23 protein-coding genes are annotated in these 26,316 nt (G+C 70.9%); 6 read left to right on the forward strand and 17 right to left on the reverse strand.

Annotated features, from left to right (window positions below; translation table 11 throughout):
• Positions 1-23 precede the first annotated feature (23 nt).
• Positions 24-2,021, forward strand: a complete 1,998-nt coding sequence (locus JYK02_RS25730) for an ATP-dependent DNA helicase (RefSeq protein ID WP_207054811.1) — start codon at positions 24-26, stop codon at positions 2,019-2,021.
• Here the strand turns inward: JYK02_RS25730 and JYK02_RS25735 are convergent.
• The 15 genes from JYK02_RS25735 to JYK02_RS25805 form a co-directional block, all read right to left on the reverse strand.
• Positions 1,975-4,140, reverse strand: a complete 2,166-nt coding sequence (locus tag JYK02_RS25735) for a TonB-dependent receptor (protein WP_207054812.1) — start codon at positions 4,138-4,140, stop codon at positions 1,975-1,977. The genes JYK02_RS25730 and JYK02_RS25735 overlap by 47 nt on opposite strands.
• Before the next feature lie 61 nt (positions 4,141-4,201).
• Positions 4,202-4,576 (reverse strand): c-type cytochrome, encoded by a 375-nt coding sequence (locus JYK02_RS25740; RefSeq protein ID WP_207054813.1) that lies wholly within the window; start codon positions 4,574-4,576, stop codon positions 4,202-4,204.
• Positions 4,573-5,508, reverse strand: coding sequence for a cytochrome c oxidase assembly protein (locus tag JYK02_RS25745; protein WP_207054814.1), 936 nt, complete (start codon positions 5,506-5,508; stop codon positions 4,573-4,575). The genes JYK02_RS25740 and JYK02_RS25745 overlap by 4 nt, the downstream gene beginning before the upstream one ends.
• 4 nt (positions 5,509-5,512) lie before the next feature.
• Complete coding sequence (locus tag JYK02_RS25750; RefSeq protein WP_207054815.1) at positions 5,513-5,887, reverse strand: hypothetical protein; 375 nt, start codon at positions 5,885-5,887, stop codon at positions 5,513-5,515.
• 11 nt (positions 5,888-5,898) lie between these two features.
• A complete protein-coding gene (locus tag JYK02_RS25755) occupies positions 5,899-6,513 on the reverse strand; it encodes a cytochrome c oxidase subunit 3 (protein WP_207054816.1) in 615 nt (204 codons plus the stop codon).
• Positions 6,510-8,444 (reverse strand): cytochrome c oxidase subunit I, encoded by a 1,935-nt coding sequence (gene ctaD / locus JYK02_RS25760; RefSeq protein ID WP_207054817.1) that lies wholly within the window; start codon positions 8,442-8,444, stop codon positions 6,510-6,512. The genes JYK02_RS25755 and ctaD overlap by 4 nt, the downstream gene beginning before the upstream one ends.
• A complete protein-coding gene (gene coxB / locus JYK02_RS25765) occupies positions 8,441-9,481 on the reverse strand; it encodes a cytochrome c oxidase subunit II (RefSeq protein WP_207054819.1) in 1,041 nt (346 codons plus the stop codon). The genes ctaD and coxB overlap by 4 nt, the downstream gene beginning before the upstream one ends.
• Positions 9,478-10,014: a c-type cytochrome gene (locus tag JYK02_RS25770; RefSeq protein WP_207054821.1), complete on the reverse strand. Its 537-nt coding sequence runs from the start codon at positions 10,012-10,014 to the stop codon at positions 9,478-9,480. Before JYK02_RS25770 ends, coxB begins: the two co-directional genes overlap by 4 nt.
• A gap of 14 nt (positions 10,015-10,028) precedes the next feature.
• A complete protein-coding gene (locus JYK02_RS25775) occupies positions 10,029-10,841 on the reverse strand; it encodes a substrate-binding domain-containing protein (protein ID WP_207054822.1) in 813 nt (270 codons plus the stop codon).
• A gap of 7 nt (positions 10,842-10,848) precedes the next feature.
• Positions 10,849-12,696 (reverse strand): methanol/ethanol family PQQ-dependent dehydrogenase, encoded by a 1,848-nt coding sequence (locus JYK02_RS25780; RefSeq protein WP_207054823.1) that lies wholly within the window; start codon positions 12,694-12,696, stop codon positions 10,849-10,851.
• 133 nt (positions 12,697-12,829) lie between these two features.
• Positions 12,830-13,873 (reverse strand): beta-propeller fold lactonase family protein, encoded by a 1,044-nt coding sequence (locus JYK02_RS25785; protein WP_207054824.1) that lies wholly within the window; start codon positions 13,871-13,873, stop codon positions 12,830-12,832.
• Between the two features lie 107 nt (positions 13,874-13,980).
• Positions 13,981-14,403 carry a DUF5684 domain-containing protein gene (locus JYK02_RS25790; protein ID WP_207054825.1) on the reverse strand — a complete coding sequence of 141 codons (423 nt, stop codon included), beginning with the start codon at positions 14,401-14,403 and terminating at the stop codon, positions 13,981-13,983.
• A gap of 115 nt (positions 14,404-14,518) precedes the next feature.
• Positions 14,519-15,625: a type IV pilus twitching motility protein PilT gene (locus JYK02_RS25795; RefSeq protein WP_207054826.1), complete on the reverse strand. Its 1,107-nt coding sequence runs from the start codon at positions 15,623-15,625 to the stop codon at positions 14,519-14,521.
• A gap of 1 nt (position 15,626) precedes the next feature.
• The gene (locus JYK02_RS25800) at positions 15,627-17,417 is read right to left on the reverse strand and encodes a type IV pilus twitching motility protein PilT (RefSeq protein ID WP_207054827.1); all 1,791 of its coding nucleotides are present in this window, start codon (positions 17,415-17,417) and stop codon (positions 15,627-15,629) included.
• A gap of 176 nt (positions 17,418-17,593) precedes the next feature.
• Positions 17,594-18,133 carry a GNAT family N-acetyltransferase gene (locus JYK02_RS25805; protein ID WP_120524697.1) on the reverse strand — a complete coding sequence of 180 codons (540 nt, stop codon included), beginning with the start codon at positions 18,131-18,133 and terminating at the stop codon, positions 17,594-17,596.
• A 270-nt stretch (positions 18,134-18,403) separates the two neighbouring features.
• On the opposite strand from JYK02_RS25805, the gene JYK02_RS25810 reads away from it, so the two are divergent.
• The 3 genes from JYK02_RS25810 (at position 18,404) to JYK02_RS25820 (ending at position 21,205) form a co-directional block, all read left to right on the forward strand.
• On the forward strand, positions 18,404-19,129 hold the full coding sequence (locus JYK02_RS25810) for a GTP-binding protein (protein ID WP_207054828.1): 726 nt from the start codon (positions 18,404-18,406) through the stop codon (positions 19,127-19,129).
• Positions 19,126-20,622 (forward strand): ATP-binding protein, encoded by a 1,497-nt coding sequence (locus tag JYK02_RS25815; protein WP_207054830.1) that lies wholly within the window; start codon positions 19,126-19,128, stop codon positions 20,620-20,622. The genes JYK02_RS25810 and JYK02_RS25815 overlap by 4 nt, the downstream gene beginning before the upstream one ends.
• A gap of 229 nt (positions 20,623-20,851) precedes the next feature.
• Entirely contained in the window at positions 20,852-21,205 is a 354-nt protein-coding gene (locus tag JYK02_RS25820; protein WP_207054831.1) for a hypothetical protein, read from the forward strand.
• Between the two features lie 10 nt (positions 21,206-21,215).
• On the opposite strand, the gene JYK02_RS25825 is transcribed toward JYK02_RS25820, so the two are convergent.
• Positions 21,216-22,559 carry an MgtC/SapB family protein gene (locus JYK02_RS25825; RefSeq protein ID WP_242588893.1) on the reverse strand — a complete coding sequence of 448 codons (1,344 nt, stop codon included), beginning with the start codon at positions 22,557-22,559 and terminating at the stop codon, positions 21,216-21,218.
• Between the two features lie 79 nt (positions 22,560-22,638).
• Positions 22,639-23,778, reverse strand: coding sequence for an aquaporin (locus JYK02_RS25830; protein ID WP_347402576.1), 1,140 nt, complete (start codon positions 23,776-23,778; stop codon positions 22,639-22,641).
• A 116-nt stretch (positions 23,779-23,894) separates the two neighbouring features.
• Here JYK02_RS25830 and thiL point away from each other — a divergent pair, with 116 nt between their 5' ends.
• Complete coding sequence (gene thiL / locus JYK02_RS25835) at positions 23,895-24,857, forward strand: thiamine-phosphate kinase (RefSeq protein ID WP_207055333.1); 963 nt, start codon at positions 23,895-23,897, stop codon at positions 24,855-24,857.
• A 64-nt stretch (positions 24,858-24,921) separates the two neighbouring features.
• Positions 24,922-26,295, forward strand: coding sequence for a methyl-accepting chemotaxis protein (locus tag JYK02_RS25840; protein WP_120524691.1), 1,374 nt, complete (start codon positions 24,922-24,924; stop codon positions 26,293-26,295).
• Positions 26,296-26,316: the final 21 nt, after the last annotated feature.

The following is a 26,316-nucleotide window of genomic DNA, read 5'->3' on the forward strand; positions in this document are numbered from 1 at the left end:
TCCTGCCCCCCGAAGACCGCCGCATGTCCGCGCCCGCGCCCCGTCCCCCTTCTGTCGACAGCCTGCTGGGTCCTGGTGGCGCGCTGGAAGAGGCGCTGCCCGCGTACGAGCACCGCCCGGAGCAGCTCCAGATGGCGCGCGCCGTGGAGCGGGCCTTCGCCGAGGGCAGCTACCTGCTGGCGGAGGCCGGCACGGGCACGGGCAAGACGCTGGCCTACCTGGTGCCCGCGCTCCTGTCGGGGCGCAAGGTGGTGGTGTCCACCGCCACGAAGACGCTCCAGGATCAGGTGTTCTTCAAGGACCTGCCCCTGCTCAGCGAGAAGCTGGGGCTGCGCTTCGAGGCGGCGTACCTCAAGGGTCGCGGCAACTACCTGTGCCTGCACCGCTACGAGTCCTTCGAGAAGGACCCGCAGTTCGTCTCGAAGGAAGAGGCGAAGCAGTGGCCGCTGCTCAAGAAGTGGGTGACGCAGACGGAGACGGGGGACCGGGCGGAGCTGGACCTGCCGGAGTCCTTCGCCGCGTGGTCGCGGCTGTCCACCACGTCCGAGACGTGCCTGGGCTCGCGCTGCTCGCTGTATGAGACGTGCTTCGTCACGCGGATGCGCAAGCGCGCGGAGGTCGCGGACCTGCTGGTGGTGAACCACCACCTGTTCTTCGCGGACCTGGCGCTGCGCAGCTCCGGCAAGCGCACGGAAGGGGTGCTGCCCTTCTACGACGCGGTCATCTTCGACGAGGCGCACGCGCTGGAGGACGCGGCCAGCAACCACTTCGGGTGCAGCGTGTCCAACTACCGGCTGGAGGAGCTGTCGCGCGACGCGGTGGCGGCCCTGCCGGCGAAGGACGAGCGGCACGCGACGCTCTCCGCGCTGGCCCAGCGGGTGCGCTCGCACGCGGACGCGCTGTTCCTCCAGGCGCCGCGCGCGCTGGGGCTGTCCAGCCAGGAGTCCACCGTGGCGCTGCGCCCGGAGACGATGGGCAAGCTGTCCGGCGCGCTGGAGCAGGTGCGCGAGGGGCTGGCCGCGCTCGCGTCCTTCGCGGGCAGCGAGCGCGAGCCGGAGCTGGCCGCCATCCACCGCCGCGCGGAGGAGATGGCGGAGCAGCTCACGTTCCTGGAGAAGTCCGAGTCCGCGGACCACGTGTACTGGGCGGAGGCGCGAGGCAAGGGGCTGTTCCTGCGCGCGAACCCCATCGACGTGGCGAAGGAGCTGCGCGACCGGCTCTATGGCGCGCTGGACACGGTGGTCTTCACCTCCGCGACGCTCGCGGCGGACAGCCGCTTCGACTTCTTCGCCAAGCGCATGGGCATGTACGACGACGAGGGCCAGCCGGTGACGCGCGTGCGCACGCTGGCGGTGCCCAGCCCGTTCGACTTCCCGCGCCAGTCCGCGCTGTACCTGCCCACGCACCTGCCGGACCCCAGCGCCCCGGGCTTCATCGAGGCGGCGGCGGAAGAAATCATCCAGCTGTGCGAGGTGACGGGGGGACGCGCGTTCGTGCTCTTCACGTCGCTGCGCAACATGGTGCGCGCGTACGAGCTGACGGCGACGCGGCTGCCCTATCAAGCCCTGCTCCAGGGTGAACGGCCCAAGCAGCAGCTCCTGGACGCGTTCCGTCAGACGCCCAGCGTGCTCTTCGCCGCGCACAGCTTCTGGGAGGGCGTGGACGTGCCCGGGGACGCGCTGAGCCTGGTCATCATCGACCGGCTCCCGTTCGCTTCACCGGGCGACCCGCTGGTGGCCGCGCGCATCCGCCAGATTCAGGCGCGCGGTGAGGAGCCGTTTGATCAGTACCAGTTGCCGCAGGCGGCGCTGGCGCTGCGGCAGGGCTTCGGGCGGCTCATCCGCACGCAGGCGGACCGGGGCATCGTGGCGATGCTGGACCGCCGCATCGTGACCAAGAGCTACGGCCGGGTGTTCCTCTCCAGCCTGCCGCCCGCGAAGCGGATGGACGACACGACGGAGCTGAGCCGCTGGTTCAACGGCCCGGTGCGCCCGGTGCCGCCCGTGCGTTCGATCCGCTGAACACGTCGCGCAGGCGCAGGCCCACGCGCGCCTGGAAGGGCGGCCCGAGCGTGTCCACGCCCGCGCGGCCCGCGAGGTACTGGCGGTCGAAGAGGTTCTCCACCGCGCCGAACGCGTCCACCTTCCAGAAGAGGTGGCGGCTCACGAACAGGTCCACCAGCGCCGCGCCGCCCATGCCGCGCGTGTTGAGGTCGTCCTCGTACTGCGGGCTGAAGACGCGAAGCTGCGCGGTGACGGAGACGATGGACGGGTCATCGAAGGTGACGGCGAACACGCCGCGATGCCTTGGGTCCTGCGGGAGCTGGCGGCCCACGAGGTCGGGCTGGCCGGGCGCGCGGGTGACGACAGGGTCCACGAAGGTATAGGCGGCGAGCGCGGTCCACTGACGGGACAGGCGCCAGTCCGCGCCCAGCTCCACGCCGCGCACGCGAGCGCGGCCCAGGTTCTGGCGCTGGCGGGTGGTGCCGTCCGGCAGCGGCGTGGCGAGGGTGACGTTGGTGATGGGTGCGTCCAGCACGTTCCAGAAGCCGGTGACGCGGCCGGTGAGTCCCTTGGGGCCGGTGGCCTCCACGCCGGCCTCGGTGCCCCAGAGGCGCTCGGCGCCCAGGTCCGGGTTCGCGGCGGTGAGCACGGTGCCCACCTGGAAGGGGCGGTAGAGCTCGTTGAGCGTGGGGGCTCGGAAGGCGCGGTAGGCGGAGGCGCGCACGGTGAGCCAGTCCAGCGGGCGCACGCGCGCGGCGAGGCGCGGGCTGAGCTGGCTGGCGGTGCGGGGCTCGAAGGAGGTGACGGTGGTGGCGCCGTTCGCGAAGCTCTCCTGCTGGACGCCGTCGGAGTTGCGCCACGTGTCCCAGCGCAGCGTGCCAGCGAACTCGAGCGCGGGGGACACGGTGTAGAGGTCCTGCACGAAGACGCCGCCGGACACCTGCGTGCCCCGGGTGGTGCGAGCGTAGAGCGTCGTGGGGGTATAGGCGGCGGGGAAGAGCAGCTCGTCGGCCTTCCCGGCGGAGCGGCGCACGTCCACGCCCGCGGCGAGCACATGGGTTCCGCCCAGCGTCAGGTCCGGGCCGGTCCAGACGAGCGAGCCGCCCTGATCATTCGCGGGCACGTCCTGGAGGGCGGAGCGGACCTCGAAGTTCCGGTCCGGGGTGATTCGGGCGCGGTCCTGGGCGAAGTGCTGGGTGCGGCCGAAGAGGCCCAGCTCGAAGGCGCCAGCGCCGTCCGTGCGGAGGCGGGCGTTCGCGGCGAACCACGCCAGGTCCACGCTGGCGACGGTGTACCGGGTGCCGCCGTTCTGCGTCTCGCGGAACCCGCCCGCGCGGGCGGAGAGGGAGAGGTGGTCGGTGGCCTCCACTTCGACGCGAGCCTGGGCGCTGACGTGCTTGGACGGAGTGTCGCCGTCGACGTTGCCGCGCTGGTTCTCGGGGACGATGCGGTAGCCGTTGCTGGTGAGGCCCTCCACCTCCAGCGAAGCGCCGATGCGGCCCCAGCGGTCCGCGGCGCGAGCGGCGACGAAGCCGGTGCCCAGGTTGCCCACGGACACGTCCGCGTCGAGCACCGGCCCGGTGATGGGCCGTGAGAACAACTGCACGACGCCACCCAGAGCGGCGCTGCCATAGAGCGCGGAGCCGCCGGTGGGGACGACCTCGATGCGGTCCAGGCCCAGGCGGGGCAGGGCGCGCCAGAACACCCAGCCGCCATAGGGGTCGTTGAAGGGAAGGCCATCCAGCAGCACGAGCCCACGAGCCACACCGGAAGGAGCGAGCCCCCGAAGGTTGAGCCCCTGCGCGGTGGGATCCGCGACGAGAGAGGGCGTGCGGCGGAACGTGGCGGCCGAAGGCAGGGTGCGAACGAGCGCGTCCTGCGTGAGCGTGGGGCTGCGCTCGATCTCCGCGCGCGGAATCACCACCGTGGTGGCGGGCACGTCGCGAAGCGGGCGCGGCAGGCGCGTCGCGGTGACGACCGTCCGTGTCCCGGCCTCCGGCGGCGTCTCGGCGGTGACAGCCTCCTTCTCGGCTGGCTCACTCTCCACTGCCTGCGCGGAGGCCACTCCGGGCAGCAGCAACACCAGTCCAAGGCGGCAGGGGAGCGACAGTCGGGAAGAGGCGCGCGGTCCAGGCATCGCGCTCCGCTCTACTGGATGTCGAGCCTCCCGGCGAGCACGCTGAACGCCAGCGTCGTCTTCACCGCAACGTGTACAGATACGCCGCGATGTCGCGCGCGTCCGCGTCCTTCACGCCCAGCTCGGGCATCGCGTTGCCCGGCTCGACGGCCTGCGGATGCTGCACCCACCGCATCATGTTCTCCGGCGCGTTGGGCAGCCGGCCCGCCAGATACGTCCTCAGCGCGATGCCCTCCAGCGACGGGCCCACCTGCCCCGTCGACCCCGGCACGCCCGGAATCACGTGGCAGCCTCCGCAGCCGTAGTGCTGCAACGCCGCCTTGCCGCGCTCCACGTCGCCACCCGTGATGGCCACCGCCGTCTGCTTCGCGTCCTGCTCCGCCGCCTGCTTGCAGCCGCCCACGAGCAGCACGCACACCACCCACGCAGTCCTCACGGCACCGTCTCCCTCGGCGCGGGGGACGCGCCCGTGGCGATGTCCGCGCGCCGCTCCGACTCCCCCAGCCATGCCGCGAACAACGCCAGCCCCATCCCCAGGAAGAGCGCCCCCGAAGGCACCCACATGATGAGCCCCGCGAGCTGCTGGTCCTCCAGCGCCCCCAGGCCCCACTCCACCGCCCGCCGCGCGTACAGCGGATACCAGACCGACCGCGCGAACGTGAGCAGCGCTCCCAGGACGCTGGTGTGCGCCGCCGTGGCGAACACGAACAACACCCCCACCCCGTACCCCGCCCGCCCATAGCGCCCACGCAGGAGCGCCCACCAGAACAGCGCGGCCGTGCCGAAGAAGCACAGGTGCTGCACCGCGTGCACCGCGTCGTTCTCCAGCGCCGCCTCGAACAGCGCCGGCACGTGCCACACCCAGCGCGCCACCGCGTGCAGCACCAGCACCACGAGCGGCCCTGTCACCCCTCGCCAGACCTTGCGCGCCCCCGGCCCCTGGAACGCCCGCGCCACCGGAGCACGCGACGCCTCCGGCAACGCCCACAGCGCCGTCAGGTGCGGCCTTCCCAGCACCAGCAACGGCGCCGCCACCAGCATCAGCAGTTCATGCTGCGTCATGTGCGCGGAGAACAGGATGTCGCTCAGCCGGTCCAACGGCGACAGCAGCGCCACCGCCAGCGTCACCCACCCCAGCGCGAACATCCCCGCTTCCCACCCACGCACGCCCTTGCCCGGCGCCGCGTGCCGCCACAGCGCCCGCAGGCCCCGCACGTACAGCACCCCGGACACCGCGAGCATCCCCAGCACCAGCGGATCCCACGTCCACCAGCGCAGCACGTCGTGCGCGTTCAGGTGGTGCGTCTCGCCCCCATGCGCCCACGCCACGCAGGGAACACCCAGCAGGAGCCAGGACAGCCGTCGCATGCGCTCAGTCACAGGGCCTCAGCAGGAAGGTGGGAATCGCGGTGGCCACGAGCAGCAGGGCGAACAGCGCGCTCGCCAGCAGCCCGAACGCGGCCATGAAGCGGGCGCGGCCCACGCCGCTGTCCTCCAGCGTGCCCGGCCTCCCGCGCAGTGCCCGCCACGAACGCCACGCGAGGAACGCCCCCAGTCCCAGCAGCACCACCGCCCCCACGAGCACGCCGTGCAGCAGCGCGGGCCGGGCCTTCTGACAGTTCGACGTCACCAGGCTGTAGCTCACCTGGAGCGCCAGCAGCCACGCGAACGGCGGCAGCAGCACGCCCGCCCAGAGGGCCGCGTTGCGCCCGGTGCCCACGCCGTCGTCCGGAGTCGCATGTGACATGACGCCTCCCCTCAGCTCGCGAGGACCGCGGGGTCCAGGTAGAGAATCACGTAGATGGGCAGCCAGCTGGCGACGACGAAGAACCAGTAGCGGCCGTTGGTGTGCACGTCCACCAGGTGCTTCTCCTCCACCGGCCCCTTGAACAGCACTCCCAGGAGCAGCAGGTCCTCCAGCGAACCGGAGATGGTGTGCACGGTGTGCATGCCGATGATGAACCAGAAGATGGACCCGTACGCGTGCGTGTCCCAGCGGAAGCCAATCCACAGGAACTCCACGATGCGCAGCGCCACCACGACGAAACCCAGCAGGCTCCCCAGCGCCAGCCCCCAGCGCATCCCGCGCAGCCTGCCCTTCAGCGCCGCGCGGTTGGCGTAGTGGATGGGCACCGCGCTCAGCAGCATCACGCCGGTAATCACTGCGGCCACGACCTTCACGTAGAAGGGCAGCGCGGTGGGCGGGAAGTGGGCGTAGTTGCCCCGGATGTAGAAGTAGCTGGCGAACATCAGCACGAAGGCCGTGGACTCGATGGCCATCAGCCCGGTGACGCCCCACCACAGCGGATCGCGGTGGCCGAAGGCGAAGGTGGGCAGGTGCGACACGTCCAGCGTGCGGCGCGGAGGGCTCATGACGGTTGCTCCGGGGCCAGCTCTTCCTTGTAGGGCGGCCGGGGCCAGAACCAGCCCGTCAGCGTGATGAACAGCAGCACGCCGCCCACGACGATGCCCCAGGGCGTGAAGATGACCATGACGAACATCACCCCCGTGGCCAGCGCCACCCACAGCGGCCACAGCGTGGGCCCGGGCAGCTCCGCGCGGTGGTCCGGCGCCGCGTCCAGCAGCCGCGTCACCAGGACCTCCTTGCGGTCGCTGCGCACGCCGGTGACGACGGGCTGGTCCTCCGCCGCGGTCCACCGCGCGTAGCGCCCGCGCACCGTGGGCAGGTGCAGGAAGTTGTACGAGGGCGGCGGCGACGTGGTGCTCCACTCCAGCGTGTCCGCGCCCCACGGGTCGTTCCCCGCCACCTCGCCGCGCTTCAGGCTCCAGAAGATGTTCAGCAAGAGGAGCGTGATGCTCACCGCCATGATGACGGCGCCCGCCGTGGCCAGCAGGTTGAGCGACTGCCAGCCCCGGTCCACGCCGTACGTGTACACGCGGCGCGGCATGCCCATCATCCCCAGGTGGTGCAGCGGGAAGAACGTCAGGTTGAACCCGATGAAGAAGGTCCAGAAGTTCCACTTCCCCAGCCGCTCGCCCAGCATCCGCCCCGTCAGCTTCGGGAACCAGTAGTAGAGCCCGCCGAAGAGGGGGAACACCGCGCCGCCAATGAGCACGTAGTGGAAGTGCGCCACGACGAAGTAGGTGTCGTGCACCTGCTGATCCACCGAGTACGTGCCCAGCATCACGCCGCTCAGGCCGCCGGTGACGAACACCGCGAAGAAGGCCAGCACCCAGTACAGGGGCAGCCGCAGCCACAGCCGTCCGCCCCACAGCGTGGCCAGCCAGCAGAAGATCTGCACGCCGCTGGGCAGCGCCACCATGAGGCTGGCGGCGGTGAAGAAGCTCTGCCCCAACTGCGGCAGGCCCGTGGCGAACATGTGGTGCACCCACAGCCCGAAGCCGATGAACCCGATGGACACCATGGACAGCACCACCGGCAGGTAGCCGAACACCTGCCGGCGGGTGAAGACGGCCAGGATGGAGGACAGCATCCCCAGCGCGGGGATGAAGATGATGTAGACCTCCGGGTGCCCGAAGAACCAGAACAGGTGCTGCCAGAGGAGCGCGTCGCCGCCCTCCGCCGGGTTGAAGAAGTGCGTCCCGATGAGCCGGTCCATGGCCAGGCAGGTGCTGGCCACCATCACCGCGGGCATGGCGAAGACGACCATGAACGACTTCACCAGCATGGCCCACACGAACAGCGGCATGCGGTTGAGCGACATGCCCGGCGCGCGGTGCTTGAACACCGTGACGATGAGGTTCACCGCGCCGGCCAGGCCCGCCAGCTCCGTGAAGGTGATCATCTGCGCCCAGATGTCCACGCGCTTGCCCGGCGAGTACTGCGGCCCCGCCAGCGGCACGTAGCTGAACCAGCCCGCATCCGGCCCCACGTTGAGCAGGAAGCCGCCGTACAGCAGCACGCCGCCAATGAGGTACGTCCAGTAACCAAAGGCGTTGAGGCGCGGGAACGCCGCGTTGCGGGTGCCAATCATCAGCGGCACCAGGTACAGCCCCACGCCCTCCATCATCGGCACGGCGAAGAGGAACATCATGGTGCTGCCGTGCATCGTGAAGACCTGGTTGTACAGGTCCGGCCCCATCAACTGCTTCTCCGGGCCGGAGAGCTGCCAGCGCATCAGCAGCGCCTCCACGCCGCCCAGCAGGAAGAAGACGAACGCGGTGATGATGTAGCGCTTGCCGATCTCCGTGTGGTGCACCTCGCTCAACCAGCCGATGAGCCCCTTCTTCGGGGCCCAGGTGCGCTCCAGGTACAGCCGTTCCCAGGCCTCGTCGTCGCGGACGGAAGCGGGCTCCGGTGGAGTGGGGAGGGCGGTGCTCACTTCAGCGACTCCAGGTAGACGAGCAGGGCGTGGAGGTCGTCCGGCGGCAGGGTGATGGCGGGCATGTTGTTGCCGGGCTTGAGGCTCTGGGCGTTGAGGATCCATCCGGCCAGGTGGCCCCGGTCGAAGGGCAGCGTGCCGGCGGCCAGCGTGGAGCGGCTGGCGACGTGGGTGAGGTTGGGCCCCGTGCTCGCGGCGGCGTCGGTGCCGCTGATGGCGTGGCACAGCGCGCACGGGCCCTGGAGGAATACCTGCTGGCCCCGCTGCGCGACGGCGTCCGTGGGCGGGGGCGCGGGCTGGAGCTGGTGCTCGCGCCAGGCCTCGAACTGCTCCGGTGCCTCCGCCACCACGACGAAGCCCATCTTCGCGTGCTGCATGCCGCAGAACTCGTAGCACTGGCCCTTGAAGACGCCGGGCCGATCCGCCTGGAGCTCCAGCGTGTTCTGCTGGCCGGGGATGAGGTCGCGCTTGTTGGTCAACTCCGGCACCCAGAAGCTGTGGATGACGTCGCGCGAGTTGAGCTTGAGGATGACGGGACGGCCCACCGGCACGTGCAGCTCGTTGGCGGTGACCAGGTTGCGCGAGGGGTCCGCGTCCTGCACGCGGAACTCCCACCACCACTGGTGCCCCACCACCTGGACCTCCAGCGCGTCCGGGCTGCGCAGCCGCGCGAGCGCCGCGCCCGTGCTCGCGTTGGCCACGGTGATGACGAAGAGGACCACCAGCGTGACGACGGCCGCGGCGCCCACGGCGCGGCCCATGCGCCGCTCGCGGGCCGCGTCGACGGGCCGGGCGCCCTCGCCGCCCGGTGGCACGGAGTGGGCCTCCACCTCCGGCACCTGGGAGCGCGAGCCCCCCCGGCGGCGCAGGAGCGCGCCCAGCATCGTCAGCACCACGGCCGCGAGCACGACGGCGGAGATGAGGAACAGCAGGTCCCAGAGCGAGCGCAGGCGCTCGACGTGCGGACCCCGGGCGTCGAGCATGCGCAGTCCACCGCATCCGGTACAGGCCAGCAGCAGTAGCGGCAGGCGCCTCATCGCGGTTGCTCCACCTCTTCGGGGCGAGGCGTCTCCCGGGCCTTGCTGGACTCCGAGGGACGGGTGTTGAGCGTGTCGCCGCGGCCGGGGGCCACGTCCTTCTTGAGCAGCCCGCTCATGGAGCGCACGTACGCGACGAGCTGCCACACCTGAGCGTCCGGAATCTTCCCCCGGAAGGACGGCATGCCGTTGGGCCGGCCCTCGACGATGGTGGCGTAGATGTTCTCCGGCTCGCTGCCATAGCGCCACTTCGCGTCGAGCAGCGGCGGCCCCATGCCACCCCCGCCGCCCGCCGCGTGGCACCCCGCGCAGTTGAACCAGACGTAGAGCCGCTTGCCCTGGCTGACGTCGTAGGCGTTGTCCTCCGAAGCAGCGCGCGTGGCGGGTGCGGGCGGAGTCGCGGGCGCGGCGACAGGCCCCGGCTGGAGCTCCGATAGCTGGACGTCGCGCGCGGCGGGACGCGCGGCCGCGGGCAGCTCCTGGAAGCGGCGCTGCTCACGCTCGCACGCGGTGAGGAGGACGAGGGTCCCCATGACAATCCATCGGCTCATGGTGACGGCACCCCGTAGCTCGCGAGCAGGGCGCGGACCTCGCGCTTGCGCCGCGTCAGCACCGCATCCAGTTCGTCGCGCAGGGCCTTGTCGCCCTTGCGCACGCCCACGGCGATGTCGAAGGCGAACACGAGCCCCGGCGGATCCACCTGGGGACTCACGGGCGTCAGCGTGAGCGGCACGCCCGGGCGGCGGGCGTAATAGCCAGCCAGCGGCCCCCACACCACGGCCACGTCCACGTCACCCTTGCGCACGGCCTCCACCAGCGCGGAGGGCGGGCTGTCCTCCGCGTAGTCCCCGTAGAGGCTGTAGCCGGCGACGTTCTGGATGATGCCGCGCCGGGTGAGGGCATGCGCGGGCGGGGTGTTGGAGAAGTCATCCCCCACCAGATGCACGCCCACCTTCACCTGGTGCAGGACGGGGTCGTCGAAGGAGTGCACCTTCGGCCCGCCGTCCTTCTTCGTCACGAACACGTAGGTGGAGCGGTAGTAGGGCCGCGTGGGCAGCACCATCTCCAGCTCCGTGGGCACGCCCATCACCACGTCGCACAGGTTCGCCTTGAGCGTGCTGCGGATGAAGCCCCGGCGCTGCGCCCACCACGTGTACTCCACGCGCGCCTTCAGCTCGCGGCCCAAGAGCTCCGCCAGCCGGTTCTCGAAGCCCTCGCCGCGCGCGTTGGAGAAGGGCAGGTTGTTGGGGTCCGCGCACACGCGCAGCACGCGCTCGGGCCTGGGTTCGGAGGAGGACGCGGGGCTGGCGCCACTGGCGAAGAGGAGCAGGCCCACGGTCCATGGCAGGAGGACGCTCATGGGAGGGTCAGGGCAGGGCGAAGGTGTAGAGCATGCCGCCGCGGGTGGTGTGCTGCGGCAGGTCCTTCATGGCGCCGCCGAAGCCCAGGGCGATGTTGTCGTCGCGAGGGTCCAACTCACCGGAGACGATGGCGCCCGCCCAGCCGCCCACGCCGGAGAGCACGGACACGTACTGCTTGCCGTCCGGGCCCCGGAAGGTGATGGGCTGGCCGATGATTCCGCTGCCCACCTTGAACTTCCACAGCTCCTGGCCCGTGCGCGCGTGCACGGCCTTGAACCAGCCGTCCATCGTTCCGTAGAAGGCCACGTCGCCGGCCGTCACGACGACGCCGCTCCACACCGGGAACTTCTCCGGGATGCTGAAGACCTTCTTGCCGGCGGCCACGTCCCAGCCGATGAACTCGCCCCGGTTGCCGCCCGGCCCCGCGTACATCTTCACGTTCATGCCGACGTACGGCGTGCCCGCGATGTAGTTGGCCTCGTAGCCCTGCGCGTCCTGGCACAGGTTGTTGCCAGGGATGTAGAGCAGCCCCGTCTCCGGGTTGAAGGCGGAGGGCGACCAGTCCTTGGAGCCCGGTGACGCCGGGCAGATGCCGCGAATCGTCTTGTCGAAGCCCGTCTCCATGCCCGGCGTCGGCTGCAGGCGGCCCGTCTTCAGGTCCACGCCGGTGCTGGTGGTGATGTGGCCGAAGGGCGTGGCGGACAGCACCTGTCCCGTCGCGCGGTCCAGCACGTAGACGTAGCCCGTGCGCCCGGGGTGGATGAGCACCTGGCGCGGCTTCCCGTTCACGGTGAGGTCCGCGACGATGGACTCGTTGATGCCGTCGTGGTCGTAAAGGTCGTGAGGGCTCCACTGGTAGAACCAGACGGCCTCGCCCGTGGAGGGACGGCGCGCGAAGATGCCGCACGTCCACTTGTTGTCCCCGGGCCGCTGATCCGGGTTCCACGGGCCGGGGTTGCCGGTGCCGTAGAACACCAGGTCCAGCGCGGCGTCGTACGACACCCAGCCCCACACGTTGCCGCCGCCCATCTTCCACTGGTCCGGCGGCCAGGTGCGCACGCCCAGGTCCTTGCCCTGGTCGGATGCGTAGAAGGGCTTGAAGTGGGGCCCGATGAGCACGTCCGCGTCCGGGCCCGTGCTCATCGCTCGCCACGCGATGGCGCCCGTCTTCGTGTCCAGGCCGGCGGCCCAGCCGCGCACGCCCAGCTCACCGCCGCTGTTGCCCACGATGACCCGGTCGCGCACCACCAGGGGCGCCATGGTCATGGTCTCGCCCTTGTTGATGTCGCCCAGCTTCGTCTTCCACAGCTCCTTGCCCGTCTGCGCGTCCACCGCGACGGTGTGCGCGTCGAGCGTGTTGTAGAAGAGCCGCCCGTCCGCGTAGGCCGCGCCCCGGTTGACGACGTCGCAGCACGCCACGCCCTGGGACGCGGGCGACGGGGCCGGTTCGTACGTCCACTTCACCGGCGCGCCTTCCTTCGTCAGGTCCAGCGCCACCAGCCGGTTGGGGTAGGGCGTGACGACGTACATCGTGGAGCCCACCACCAGTGGCGCCGCCTCATGTCCGCGCACCAGCCCCGTGGACCACGTCCACGCGAGCTTCAGGTCCTTCACGTTGCCCGCGTGGATGTCCTTGAGACGGCTGTAGCGCGTGTTGGCCGCGTCCTTGGACGCCGTGAGCCACTGGCCGTCGTCCTCCGCCAGCTTCGACGCGTCTGGCTTCGTCGCTCCTGGCGGCAGGCTGCTGGAGCCCTGCGCGGAGGACGGGTGTGCTCCGCCCTCCTTCTTGCAACCGGGAGACAGGAGGAACAGACCCGCGAAAAGCAGCGACGACCAGCGGCTTCGGTACGGCATATGCGCCGCACCCTCAGGCAACCCTGGGGGGTTGTCGCGCCGCGTGTGCCGTGGGCCGTCGGACATGCGATGGAGAAGCCGCACAGCGTCCATCGCTCAACAGGGGCATGGGACCCGGGTTCCAGGTCCGCGTTCAGCGGGAGATCGCGATGCCCCAGGGCAGCGTGCCCACGGGGATGCGTGCGAGCACCTGGCCCGTCGCGGGGTCGATGACGGAGACGTCGTTGGAGGGGCCATTGGCGGTGAACAGCCGCTTGCCGTCCGGCGTGACGCCCACGCCCCAGGGGCGCTCGCCCACGTCCTGCACGGTGCGCAGCACCTTCCAGTCCGCCACGTCGATGACGGCCAGCGCCTTGCCGCGCCCGGTGGTGACGTACAGCGTGCGGCCGTCCGGGGATACCCCCGCGCCCATGGGCTTCGCGCCCGCCTCCGGGAGCGTCAGCGTGCCTTGCACCTGGTGCGTGTTCGCGTCCACACGGGTGACGGTGCGGCCCTGTTCCGCGGTGACGAAGGCCCACGCGCCGTCCGGCGTGAAGGCCACCGCGCGCGGACGGCCGCCCACGGGGATGCGCGCCACCACCGCCTGGGTGCCGGTGTCGATGACGTAGACGTGGTGGTCCTCCTCGCTGGTCACCCAGGCGAAGCGGCCGTCCGGGCGCAGCGTGACGCCCTCGGGCTCGCCGCCCACGGGCACCGCGTGCGTCACCTTGCCGGTGGTCACGTCCACCACGGACGTGCGCGCGGCGTCCTCGTTGGAGACGTAGAGGCGCTGGCCGTCCGGGGTCACGTCGAAGGACTCGGGGTCGTCCCCGCTCTCCAGCACGCGCAGCACCTGGCGCGTCTTCGTGTCCACCAGCGCGATGCCGTCCGCGGTCCGGTCCGGCGGGGGCAGGGTGTCCTCGTCCACGCCGGGCGGCGCGCGCATGGAGCCGCTCACCGCCACGTAGAGCCGCGTTCCGTCCGCGGACAGCCGCAGGCCCCGGGGCCGCTTGCCCACGGGGATGGTGGCGATGACGCGGTTGCTGGCGGCGTCGATGACGGAGAGGTCGTCGGAGCCCTCGTTGCTCACGTACACCAGCGGCCCGGACGCCTGCTGGGAACAGCCGCGCGGACCACAGGCCGTGGCGGCGAGCAGCACCAGGGCGAGGACGCGGAAGGGGCGGGGAGCGGAAGCCATGTCCCGGCTCTACCCGAAGCGGAGGACCCCAGGAATACGAACGGCGGTGAAGCGACCGGAAGGCCACTCCACCGCCGCTGTTCACGGCCGCGAAGCCGTGGAGACGACTAGGCCGCGGACATGCCGCCGGAGGAGGCGGCGGCGGGGCCCTGGTACTGCGCGTCGCCGAAGCCGAGGATGGCGTAGAAGACCGGGCCCAGCAGCGCCAGGCCGATGCCGAAGCCCGTGCCCTTGCCGAAGGACTTCGCCATGTCGATGCCGATGATGAACAGCGCGATGATGTTCACGCAGGGCAGGATGGCCAGCACCACGAACCACGCCGGACGCCCGACGATCTTGGTCATGATGTAGAGGTTGTAGAACGGCACGATGGCCGCCCACCCGGGCTCGCCCGCCTTGGCGAACGTCTTCCACAGGCCCGCGACCGTCAGGCCGATGAAGGCCAGGTAGAAGATCCAGAACAGCGGACCCGGGCCCGCCGACTGCTGCTCCTGCATCTGCTGCATCATCTCAAGCTGCTGCTGGTCCATGACTTCCCCCTCGGAAGTATCGGGACCCACCTCGGTGGGCGGGTCCACGTTCACTCCCGAACAAACGCGAAGTCGGGGGGTGAATGCAAATTCCTTCACCTCCCCGGGGGGCGGGTCACGCCTTCAGCGTCTCCGGGACCTGCCAGTCCGGCTTCAGCCGCTGGATGACCTTCACGAAATTCTCCTTGTCCTGGGCTTTCTCCAGGGCGGCTTCCGGGACGATGACGTCGTCCTTCACCAGCCGCTCCAGGTGCATGTCCAGGGTCTGCATGCCCACGCTCTGGCCGGCCTGCATCTTGGAGGCAATCTGGAACACCTTGCCCTCGCGGATCATGGCGGCGATGGCGGGACCGCCCACCAGGATTTCCAGCGCGGCGACGCGGCCCTTGCCGTCCGCGGTCTTGATGAGCTGCTGGGCGACGATGCCGGCCAGCGACTCCGCGAGCATGCCGCGCACCTGGCCCTGCTCGTCCGCGGGGAAGGCGTTGATGATGCGGTCGATGGTGGCGGGGGCGCTGTTGGTGTGCACCGTGGCGAAGACGAGCACGCCGAAGCTGGCCAGTTGGAGCGCCAGCTTCATGGTCTCGTTGGTGCGGAGCTCGCCAATGAGGATGACGTTGGGGTCCTCGCGGCCGGCGGAGCGGATGGCGGTGGCGAAGCTGGAGGCGTGCGGGCCCACCTCGCGGTGGGTGACCTGGGCCTTGAGCGACTCGTGCACGAACTCCACCGGGTCCTCGATGGTGAGCACGTGCGCCGGGCGCGTCTTGTTGATGTGGTTGATCATCCCCGCGAGCGTCGTGGACTTGCCGCTGCCCGTGGGGCCCGTCACCAGCACCAGCCCGCTGCGGCGGTCCGCCATCTTGCGCACCACCTCCGGCGTCTTCAGCTCCTCCAGCGACAGCACCTTGCTGGGGATGGTGCGGAACACGGCGCCAATGCCGGTCATCCGGTAGAAGTAGTTGGCGCGGAAGCGGGCCTTGGTGCCGTAGCCGTAGGCGAAGTCCAGGTCCAGCTCCTCGACAATCTGCCGCTTCTGCTCGGGCGAGCAGATTTCGAAGAGCAGCGACTCCAGCTCCTCGGAGGCGAGGGGCTCGTCGCGCAGCGGCACGAGCTCACCGCGGATGCGGCCCAGGGGCGGGTAGCCCACGCCCAGGTGCAGGTCGCTGCCCTTCCTGTCCAGCAGCACGTCGAACCAGGTCGCGATGCGAGGGGTGTCCGTCATGTCAGGCGCCCTTCTTGCCAAGCAGTGAGCCCACCTTGGACAGCATCCGCGCGCCCTCCTGGGCGGACGCCGGCGGCGGCACGGTGGGAGCGGCGCCGGGCCTCCTGCCCGTCACCATGGCCTCGATTTCGTCCGGGTTCTCCGCGAAGCCCTTCACGGTCTCCAGCGTCGCCTTGCCGGAGCGCGCCAGGTCCGCGAGCGAGTCCTCGAAGCGGATGATGCCCAGCGACTTGCCGCGCTGCTGGAGCGAGGGGATCTGGTACGTCTTGTTGTCGCGGATGAGGTTGCCCAGGGCCACGGAGCCGGTGAGCACCTCGGCGGCGGCGACCATGGACTTGCCGTCCGTACTGGGCATCAGCCGCTGGCTGACGATGAGGCGCAGGCCGCTGGAGAGCGACAGGCGCACCTGCTGCTGATCTCCCGGCGGGAAGAGGTCGATGAGCCGGTCGATGGTCTTCGCCGCGCTGGGCGTGTTCATGGTGCTGATGAGCAGGTGGCCCGTCTCGCTGGCGGCGAGCGCCATGCGCACCGTCTCCGTGTCGCGCAATTCGCCCACGACGATGACGTCCGGGTCCTCGCGGAGGCTGCCCTTGAGGGCGCTGGCGAAGGTGCGGGTGTTGGTGCCCACCTCGCGCTGGCTGATGAGGGCGCGCTTGCGCGGGTGCACGTACTCCACCGGGTCCTCCACGGTGAGCACGTGGTGCGTCGTCTCACGGTTGATGATGTCCACCAGCGCCGCGAGCGTGCTCGTCTTGCCGTGACCGGACGGGCCGGTGAGCACGATGAGGCCCTGGTGGTGGTGCGTGGCCTTGGCGATGTCCGGGGGCAGGCCCAGCGACTCCAGCGTGGGGATCTCCCGGGCGATGAGGCGGAAGACGCCCTTGAGGCCGGTGCGCTGGCGGCCCACGTTGACGCGGAAGCGGCCGGTGTCCTCGGAGTCCAGCGCGAAGTCCACGCTGCCGTCCTTCTCCAGCACGTGCCGCAGCCGCTCCGGGATGATGGGGAGCAGCAGGCGCTCCACCGTCTCCGGGGACAGCGGCGTGTCCTGGGGCAGCAGCTCCCCGGCGATGCGCAGCAGCGGAGGCCGTCCCGCCACCAGGTGCAGGTCGCTGGCGTTCATGCTGCGCGCCTGTTCCAGCAGCACGGACAGGTCGCGGCCCGGAGCGGAGGTCGTGCGCGAGATGGGGATGACCCGCGCGGGGGGATTCGCCGTGGCGGCCGGCTGGGCCGGAGCACTGGCCTGGGGCGACGCGGCAGCGGCGGGAACGCCACGTGCGGCGGCGCCTCCCAAGCCAAGGCCGCCGGGCTGCGCGGCTCGTGCGGCCGCCTCTCCGGGCGCTGACCCGGCGGGCGTCCTCGCGGGCGCTTGCGCGGACACCGCCGGCACTCCCGCGTAGGGCGTCCGAGTGGGCGCGGCCGCAGCAGCCGGGGCTGTCGCAGCAACTGGGGGCGCCGCAGCAGCAGCCGGAGCCGCCGCCTGTGCCGCACCTTCCGCGCCTCGCGTGAGGCGCACGTTCATCAGCTCGCCCCGGCGCACCGCCGCGATCGAGATGGAGCCCAGGCCGGTGGCGTTCACCGTCCATTGCACCGGCGTCTCCGACACCGTGGACGCACGCGCCATGCCCACCATCGCCTGGAGGGCCTTCACGAGATCATCGGTGGAGAGGGCGCCGGGATCGACAGGCTCGTAACCCGTGGCGCCGCGCACCATCGGAGGACGGCCGCTGGCCAGGGCCAGCTCGGTGATTCCAGGACGCGACAGATGACGCAGCAGCTCTGCGAGCGGTTTCATTCGGGGGGGAGGCCCCACCGCTGCCGTGCGTCAGGCCCGGCGGGGTGGAAACTCCCGCGAGGATAGTCGACCGCCGCGTCCCAGGTCATCCTGGGGGCGTGTCCCCCAACGCACGACGGGAGCGGCCGTGTGAGGGCCCCTCCCGTCGGGTACAGCCGGTTGCTGGGTGCGGCGGACTACAGCTCGCGCGACATCAGGAGCCGCAGCTTGCCGGACTTCTTGGAGACCACCGTGGCCACCGTGGTGAAGCCCGCCTTGCGGTAGAAGCCCACCGCGGGCGCGTTCGCCGGATCCACGCGCAGGGCGATGGTCTTGCGGTACATGTCACGCGCCGCGTCCAGCGCCTTGTCGAGCAGCTTCTCGCCCACACCCTGGCGCCGCAGCTCCGGCTTCACCACGATGTTGCGCAGGTAGGCCGCGCCCGGCACGGGGCCGTCGCGCTCCACCGTCACGTAGCCCACCACCTGGTTCTGGATCCGCGCCACGTGGAGGAAGGGCTTGAGCTGGGTGAGGGCCTTGAGGCTCTCCTCCTGGCTCTCACCCCGCCCCTTCCAGGGCTCGGAGTTGGCGCGAAGGGCCGACACCGTGGTCAGGTCCTCGTCGGTGGGCGGACCGAATTTGACCCCGTTGACCAGATCATTGGGGAGCGTCGCTCCATCCAGCACCGGCGTGGGGGCCGCCACCTCGACGCCAGGGTCCACCTGCTTCATCGTCATCGCCTTGCTCCTCCGTCGCGTCCGCGATCCTAACCGGTCCCCCCGTACCCATGCACGCGATCATTCCGCGCGCATTGTCCTGTTTTCCGTGTGGGGAGACGTCCTCCTCCCAGGCGGGGAGCAGGAATCTCTCGAAACGCCACGCGGGAGAGCGTCATTCCGGGAAGACGTGTCCCGTCCCGCTGTCTGGACTGCGAGCGGCCTTCCGCGCGGGACGTGAGGCCATTATAAAATCCCTGTCCGGGTCCCCCTCGGTCCGAGCTCTGCCCCTTGCAACTCAACCACGCCCAGCGCGAGCTGACGCTCAAGATCGTCTATTACGGCCCCGGGCTCAGCGGGAAGACGACGAACTTGCGCAAGCTGCACGCGCGAGCGCGGCCGGACGTGCGAGGGCGCCTCCTGTCGGTGGACACCCACGACGACCGGACGCTCTTCTTCGACCTCTTGCCCGTCTTCTTCTCCACCTCCACGGGCTTCAAGGTGAAGGTGAAGCTCTTCACGGTGCCCGGCCAGGTCATCCACAACGCCACGCGGCGGGTGGTGCTGCAGGGCGCGGACGCGGTGGTCTTCATCGCGGACAGCCGCCGCAACGCGTCCCAGGAGAACAACGCCTACTGGCGCAACCTGCAGGAGAACCTGCGGGAGATGGAGCTGGACCCCACGCAGGTGCCGGTGGTCATCCAGTTCAACAAGCGCGACCTGCCGGACAGCCTGACGGACGCGGAGCTGGCGGAGGTGCAGCGCCGGGGCAGCCAGCCGGTGGTGGGCTCCGTCGCCGTGCGGGGCGAGGGCGTGGTGGAGACCTTCCACGCCGTGGTGCAGACGGCCTGGCGCGCGCTGGAAGGCCGGGCGCAGCTGTCGCGCAACGTGGGCCTCAGCGAAGAGGAATTCCTGGGGCAGATCTTCCGTCACATCGACCTGAGCGGCACGGAGCTGGAGGGCCGCTACGGGCCCGGCGCCATGCCCGGCGGCAGGGAGAGCGGGAGGGCGCCATGAGCGGCGCGTCAGGCGGAGGACCCCGGAACACCGTGAGCGCGCCCCGGCGCGAGTCCGCGCTCCAGCGGCGGCTGTCGCTGGGAGACCTGCTGGACCTGCCGTCCTTCACGGAGGTGGTGAAGGGCTTCAGCGACCTGTACCGCGTGGGCATCAAGGTGCTGGACACGCGCGGCAACAAGCTGGCGGACGTGAAGGTGGGCCACGGCGACTTCTGCGCCTACGTCTTCTCCTTCCCGGATGGCCGCCACGCGTGCACCGCCATGGTGGGCCGGGTGAAGGACGGCCCCGTGCTGCCGGAGGCCGGCGGGCGCGTGGCGGACGGTGACGTGTCCGAAACCGTGGGCCTCATCGCGCTCACGTGCTTCACCGGCCTGCGCTACGTGGTGATGCCGGTGCGCTGGGACGGAGACCTCCTGGGCCGCGTCATCCTGGGGCCCTTCACGCCAGAGGAGCTGACGGACTTCCCGGAGACGCTCACCGGCATCCAGGGGCTGGACCTGGAGCGAGCGCAGGAGCTGCTGGGCCGCGTGCGCCGCGTGCCGGAGCGCACCGCCGCGCAGGTGCTGGGCCACTTCGGGCAGGTGCTGGGCGCGCTCGTCGCCAGCGGGCAGAAGGCGTACCTGGCCACGCACCTGCATCTGGAGTCCACGCTGGAGGTGCACCGCGAGCTGGAGGCGCAGAACGCGCGGCTGCTCCAGGCGAACGCGCGGCTCAAGGAGCTGGACCGGCTGAAGTCCACCTTCCTGGGCACGGTGAGCCACGAGCTGCGCACGCCGCTCGCGTCCATCCTTGGGTACTCGGAGATGATGGCGGAGGGGCTGGCGGGGCCGCTCAACCCGGAGCAGCTCCAGTACGTGCGCACCATCGTGGAGAAGGGCGAGACGCTCCTCTCGATGATCTCCTCGCTGCTGGACCTGAGCCAGATTGAAGCGGGCCGCCTGCGTCTGTCCATGGCGCCGGTGGACCCCGGCTACGTCATCCAGACGGCGGTCTCCAGCGTGCTGCCGCAGGCGCAGCGCAAGGGCCTGGAGCTGGAGGTGCGGCTGCCGCACACGCCGCAGCCAAGGCTGGCGGGGGACCTGGACAAGCTGCGCCAGGTGGTGGTGAACCTGCTGGCCAACGCGGTGAAGTTCACGCCCGCGGGCGGCCGGGTGAAGGTGACGCTGTCGGACGCGGCGATGCAGCAGGAGCTGGGCGTGCCCGGCTACCGCATCAGCGTGGAGGACACCGGCGTGGGCATCCGCGCCGAGGAGTTCGAGCGCATCTTCCAGAGCTTCTACCAGGTGGACGGCAGCTCCACGCGCGAGTTCGGTGGCGCGGGACTGGGCCTGGCCATCGTGAAGAGCCTGGTGGAGGGCCACGGCGGCCGCGTGCGCGTGGAGAGCGAGTTCGGCCACGGCTCGCGCTTCATCGTCCAACTGCCGCTGCACCCGCCCATGCAGGACCGCGGGCTGACCGCCGCTCCGCCCATGCCGGAGCCGGACCGCTTCTAAAGACAGACAGCCGACGGCCCTGGAGCCTGGGGACGGTGCGTTGACGCATCGCGCCCGCGTTGGCATGCCCTCGCATTGTCCTTTCGTCCAATGACAGGCCCGCTACGGAGCTGCTGGATGGCTGGATTTATGCCTCGTTTTAATTGTTTAATCCGCCTAAACTTGATTTCGTATTAAACCCGTATAATATGTTTTCCGTAGTCCAACCCCCCCTGACATGGAGTCACCCATGAAGACGTTTTCGATCCGCGCGTTCGGCGTGGCTGCGTTCGCCATCACCGGTTTGCTGGTGGGCTGTGGCGGCGCGCCCGAGGAGATGGAGGCGCAGCCGGGTGAGGGCACCCAGGTGAACGCTCCTGCCCAGGAGGAGAACAACGACCGCCCGGTGCACGCGAAGTACTACCGCTGGGTGTGCGCCGCGAACACCGTGGGCCTGCGCTACTCGCCGGGCGGCGTCGTGTTCGATCAGATCGGCCGCAACGAGGGCGTGGAAGTGTACAGCCGCGATGGCAACTGGATGTACGTGCAGCGCCTGGCCACCGGCCAGTGGGGCTGGACGGACGCGACCTACTACTGCGTCTGAGTTTCCGGACTCAGTCCGCGTGAGGCTGTCCGGGGGCGTGGGGCTTGAACAGGCCCGCGCCTCCGGCGTCCGCGGGCAGCAGCGTGGGCAGGCGCGTCTGCACGAGCGCGCCCACGAGCCCCAGCAGCATGACGACGCCCAGCGCGCGGCCCAGCCGCAGCGTCAGTGAGCGTTGTTCCGACACCCGCGCCACGAGGATGAAGTTGATGGCGGCGCTGGCGAGCGACGCGATGATGGCGCCCACCCCGGCCGTCGTGGGGGAGATGGTGCCGTTGGCGCACAGCGACGCGGCGGACGCCACCGCGGACGCGCTGGACACCAGTCCGCCCAGGGCGCTCACCGCGTAGAAGCCCCAGCGGCCCAGCAGCGTCTGGCCCACGGTGCCCACCACCTGGAGCGCCAGGAAGATGAGGCCGAACTTCAGCGCGGACGGCAGCGAGAAGGGCGACTTGAGCGGCAGGGCGGGCGGCTCCGCGCCGGGCGTGGCCTCCGTGCGCGAGCGCATCAGCGCCAGGCCCGTGCTGGACAGGAGGATGAGCACCAGCGGGATGGCGGAGTCCACCAGCGCCCGGAAGGACAGGAGCCCCAGCAATACGGCATTGCGCAGCGCCATGGCGGCGGTGGCCAGCATCACGCCCCGGTACGCCACGTCGAGCAGGCGCCCGGACGTCTCACGCACGCGGTTGGCCAGCTCCGCCACCGTGACGGTGCTGTTGACGAGCCCGCCCAGGAACCCCGTCACCTCCACGCCGTGCGTGCCGAACATCTTCCACAAGAGGTAGTTCACGAAGCCGATGGCCGCGATGAGGATGACCGTCACCCACGCGGCGCGCGGCTCGATGAGGCCCCACGGGTCCACCGGCTGCGCGGGCAGCACCGGGTAGATGGCGAAGGCGAGGATGGCCAGGAGGATGGCGCTTCTCAGCTCCTCGGCGGTGATCTTGTGGCTGAAGGTGGCCATCCGCTCCTTCCACGCGAGCAGGCCCGCCGTCGTCACGCCCACCGCGGCGGGCGTCACCGTGTGGCCCAGGCCGCAGAGCACGCCGGTGAAGCCCGTGACGAGCAGCGCGGCGGACGTGGTCAGCTCCGCGCCGCCGTTGGCGCGCAGGGACTGCCAGTTGAGGAAGCACAGCAGCACGCCCAGGAGCGCGAGGCTGAGCAGCGCGAAGCTCGGGCCCAGCAGGCCGCCCATGCCGCCCAGCAGCGCCGCGAAGCCGAACGTGCGCAGGCCGGCCTCCTTGCCGCGCCACTCGCGCTCCAGCCCGACGAACAGGCCCACCGCGAGCGCGAGCGTCAGCCGCATCAGCGTCTGCAGCGGCGGCCAGGAGACGACGGGGGGAAGACCTTCCATCATGCGAGTCCCTCTCTCCATCTCTCATGCTCGCCTGGGGCGTGGACGTCAACGCCGCGGCCCGTCACGCAGGGGAGCCGCCTCAGGTGAGGGCGCGGGGGCCTTCCGGAGCGGGGCCGCCGCCGCTGACGACGTGCAGCCGCTCCCAGCCCTGGCGCGCGAGGAGCTGGTGCAGCTTGGGCCGCAGCGCCGCCTGGAGCGCCTTCGCTCCGGTTTCGTCCTTCAGCGACAGCACGGGCAGCGACCAGCGCTCGCGCACGCGCGCGTCCATGCCCGGGGCCTGGCCCGCGACGTCGATGAGGACGTAGTGCGACGCGGGCACGCTCCGGTCGCGCGGCGGCGCGGCGCGCAGGTTCGCCTCCCGCATCAGCGTCGCCACCGCCACCGGCGGCCCGTCATCCAGCCCCGTGCCCGGAGGCGGCGACACCACCGCGCGGGCCCGGTCCGGGTGCGCCAGCGTGTTGAACAGGGCGGCGGCCAGGTGCGCGGGGCCGGCCTCCGCGCACTCGAAGACCACGGTCTCCACGGCGGCGGTGGCCACGGGCTTGGGCGCGCCTCCGAGCAGCCACCGGAAGAGGAACACCGCCAGCGCCGCGCCCAGGAGCTGCGCCGCGATGAAGGACTCCACCTCCCACGGGCTCATCACGCCCAGGTGGGCGCTGGCCGCGCGCGCCAGCACCAGCGCCGGGTTCGCCAGCGAGCGCGAGTCCGTGAACCACACCGTCGCGGCCACGTACCCCGCGATGGCCAGCGGCATCGCGGACGGGCGCGTGCGCACGCAGCCGCGCACCACCACCAGCAACCCGAACGTCGCCACCATCTCCGTGAGGAACCGCGCCCCGTCCGCCGCCGGCATCCTCGCGGTGAGCAGCAGCGGTTCGTTGCACATGAGGTGCGCCACCAGCCGCCCCACCAGGGCGCCGGACAGCTGCGCCAGCGCGTACAGCGGCACCTCGCGCCATGGTGTGCGGTCCCCCAGCGCGTCCGCGAAGGTGAGCGCGGGGTTCAGGTGCGCGCCCGACAGCGGACGCAGCACCCACAGGAGGCACGCCAGCACCGCGCCGCAGGACAGGGACATGAAGAGGCGTCCCTCGGTGGCGCTCGCGCCCAGGTGCTCCGCGACGTGGTGCGACCCCTCCAGCGCCACCACCAGCAGCGCACACCCCAGCGCTTCCGTCACCAGCCGGCGGCGCAGGTCCATGGGTGTGGCGGAAGAGGGCACTCCCTGTCCTATGCCTGGGTGGTCCGACACCGTCAACGCGATGGGGCCCGCTGACGCCCGGCGGTTCGCTGGTCAGCATTGCATCACCGGGCGGCGGCATGGTCTCTGTCGCCCCCATGCCCGGCGAGTTCGACCTCATCCAACGCTTCCTCGCCTGCTTCCCACGCGCGCGGGTGCCGGTGGGGCCGGGGGATGATTGCGCCGTGCTCGCCCCCATGAAGGGCGCGCTGTGCGTCACCACCGACGCCGTGGTGGAGGACGTGCACTTCACCCGCGCGACGTTCTCCGCGGCCGACATCGGCCACAAGGCGCTCGCGGTGAACCTGTCGGACCTGGCCGCCATGGGCGCCGTGCCTCGCTGGTTCGTGTGCGCGCTCGCGCTGCCCCGGGACTTCCCCGTCCGCGAGCTGTCCGCGCTGGGCCGGGGCATGGCCGCGCTCGCGAGGGAGCACCGCATCATGCTCGTGGGCGGCAACTTCACCTCCGCGCGCGAGCTGTCCGTCACCCTCACCGTCACCGGCGAGCTGTCCCGGCCGCCCCTCACCCGCGCGGGCGGCCGGCCCGGGGACGCGCTCTACGTCTCCGGCACGCTGGGCGACGCGCGCCTGGGCCTCCAGCAGCTCCAGGCCGGGGTCCGCCGGGGCCCGGCCGTGAAGCGGCAGCGCCGCCCGGAGCCCCGCATCGCCCTGGGCCGGCTCGCCGCGCGCTTCGCCTCCGCGGGCATGGACGTGTCGGACGGACTGGCCCAGGACCTGGGCCACCTGTGCGCCGCGTCCCGGGTGGGCGCGGAGCTGGAGCTGGAGCGGCTGCCCCTGTCCCCTGGCGTGCGCGCGGCGCTGGGCCCGGAGGGTGCCCTGCGGGGAGGGGAGGACTACGAGCTGCTGCTCGCCGTCCCACCTTCACGCATGCAGGCGTTCGAGCGGGCGTGCGCCCGCGCCGGGCAGGCGGTGACGCGCATTGGCGCGCTCACCCGGGAGCGGACGTGGCGGATTCGTGGCACGGGGGGGCGCCTTCTGACCCCGCCCGGGGGATACGATCACTTCGCCCGGTCAGGCAGGCAGATCCAGCCGGATGATTGACCCGTACCAGACAGCAAGGCTAAACCCCTGGGCTGTTTTCCGCCCCTCCCGCTGAAAGCACTCCGTGCGCCGCCCCCTTCGCGACGACCCCTCCTCTGGCCTCACCCCCCGACGCGAGCCGGTGCAGCGACTGCTGCGCGCCGTCGAGGGCCCCAAGGTGGTCCGCGAGCAGTCCCTGCACCGGAAGATCACCACCGGCTACATCCTCCTGGGCCTGCTGCTGGGCACGTGGCTGCTCTGCACGGAGAGCCTCTTCGACGCGTCCTGGGGCCGCTGGGCCTTCATCATCCGCGTGGGCGTGGGCGTGCTCCTCACCTTCGGCGGCGCGGCGTACCTGCCGTCCCTGCTGGCGCGCGTCACCCGCGTGAAGGTGCTCAGCCGGTCCGCCTTCGAGATTTCGCAGGGTGACCTGTCCAAGCCCGTGGCCGCGGAGGTGCACAGCACCCGCGACGAAATCGACGAGCTGACGGGCGCCATCTCCCGCATGCAGGAGAACCTGCGCGAGCTGGTGGGCAAGATTCAAGACACCGCCAAGAGCGTGGCGGACACCGCCATCGACCTGCAGCGCAGCGCGGAGAACGTCAACGGGTCCACGGAGGAAGTGGGCTCGTCCATGGAGAAGATCGCCAGCGGCGCGGAGACCCAGTCCCAGCTGGTGTCCCAGGCCTCCAAGGTCATCACGGAGATGGCCGGCAGCATCCAGCGCACGGCGGCCAGCGCCCTGGACGCGGCCCGCACGTCCGCGGAGACCAGCAGCAGCGCGGAGGACGGCTCCAAGGCGGCGCGGCTCGCGGGCGACAAGGTGAAGAAGGTCTTCAACCGCATCGAGTCCGCCAGCCAGCAGGTGTTCGCCTTCGGCGAGAAGACGCAGGAGATCTCCAAGATCGTCGACGCCATCACCCAGGTGGCGCAGCAGACGAACCTCCTGGCCCTCAACGCCACCATCGAAGCGGCGCGCGCGGGCGAGTACGGCCGCGGCTTCGCGGTGGTGGCGGATGAGGTGCGCAAGCTGGCGGAGAGCGCGGGCCGCTCCGCGGAGCAGATTTCCCGCCTGGCGCGCGACATCTCCGGCCAGTCCACCTCCGTCGTGAGCGCCATGAAGGAAGGCATCGCGGAGCTGGCGGAGGGCCGTGAGGACCTCACCGACATCATGCGCTCCATGGGGGCCATCACCGACACCGCGCGCAAGGGCGCGGAGAAGGTGACGCTCATCTCCGACAGCACCCGCGAGCAGATGAAGGGCAGCGAGGAGATGGTCAAGGCCATCGAGGAGATCAAGCTCGTGGCGAAGAACAACGCCAGCTCCACGGAGGCCATCCAGGCCGTCATCCAGGAGCAGACGGCCGCGGTGTCGCGGATGACGTCGCTGGCGAGCGAGCTGACCAACCTCTCCGTGGAGCTGCAGAGCGTGGTGCGCAGCTTCCGCCTGGGGCCCTGAGCCCCCGGGCCCGAGGGCCTT

Origin of the sequence: Corallococcus macrosporus (assembly GCF_017302985.1) — a bacterium.
GTDB lineage: Bacteria > Myxococcota > Myxococcia > Myxococcales > Myxococcaceae > Corallococcus > Corallococcus macrosporus_A.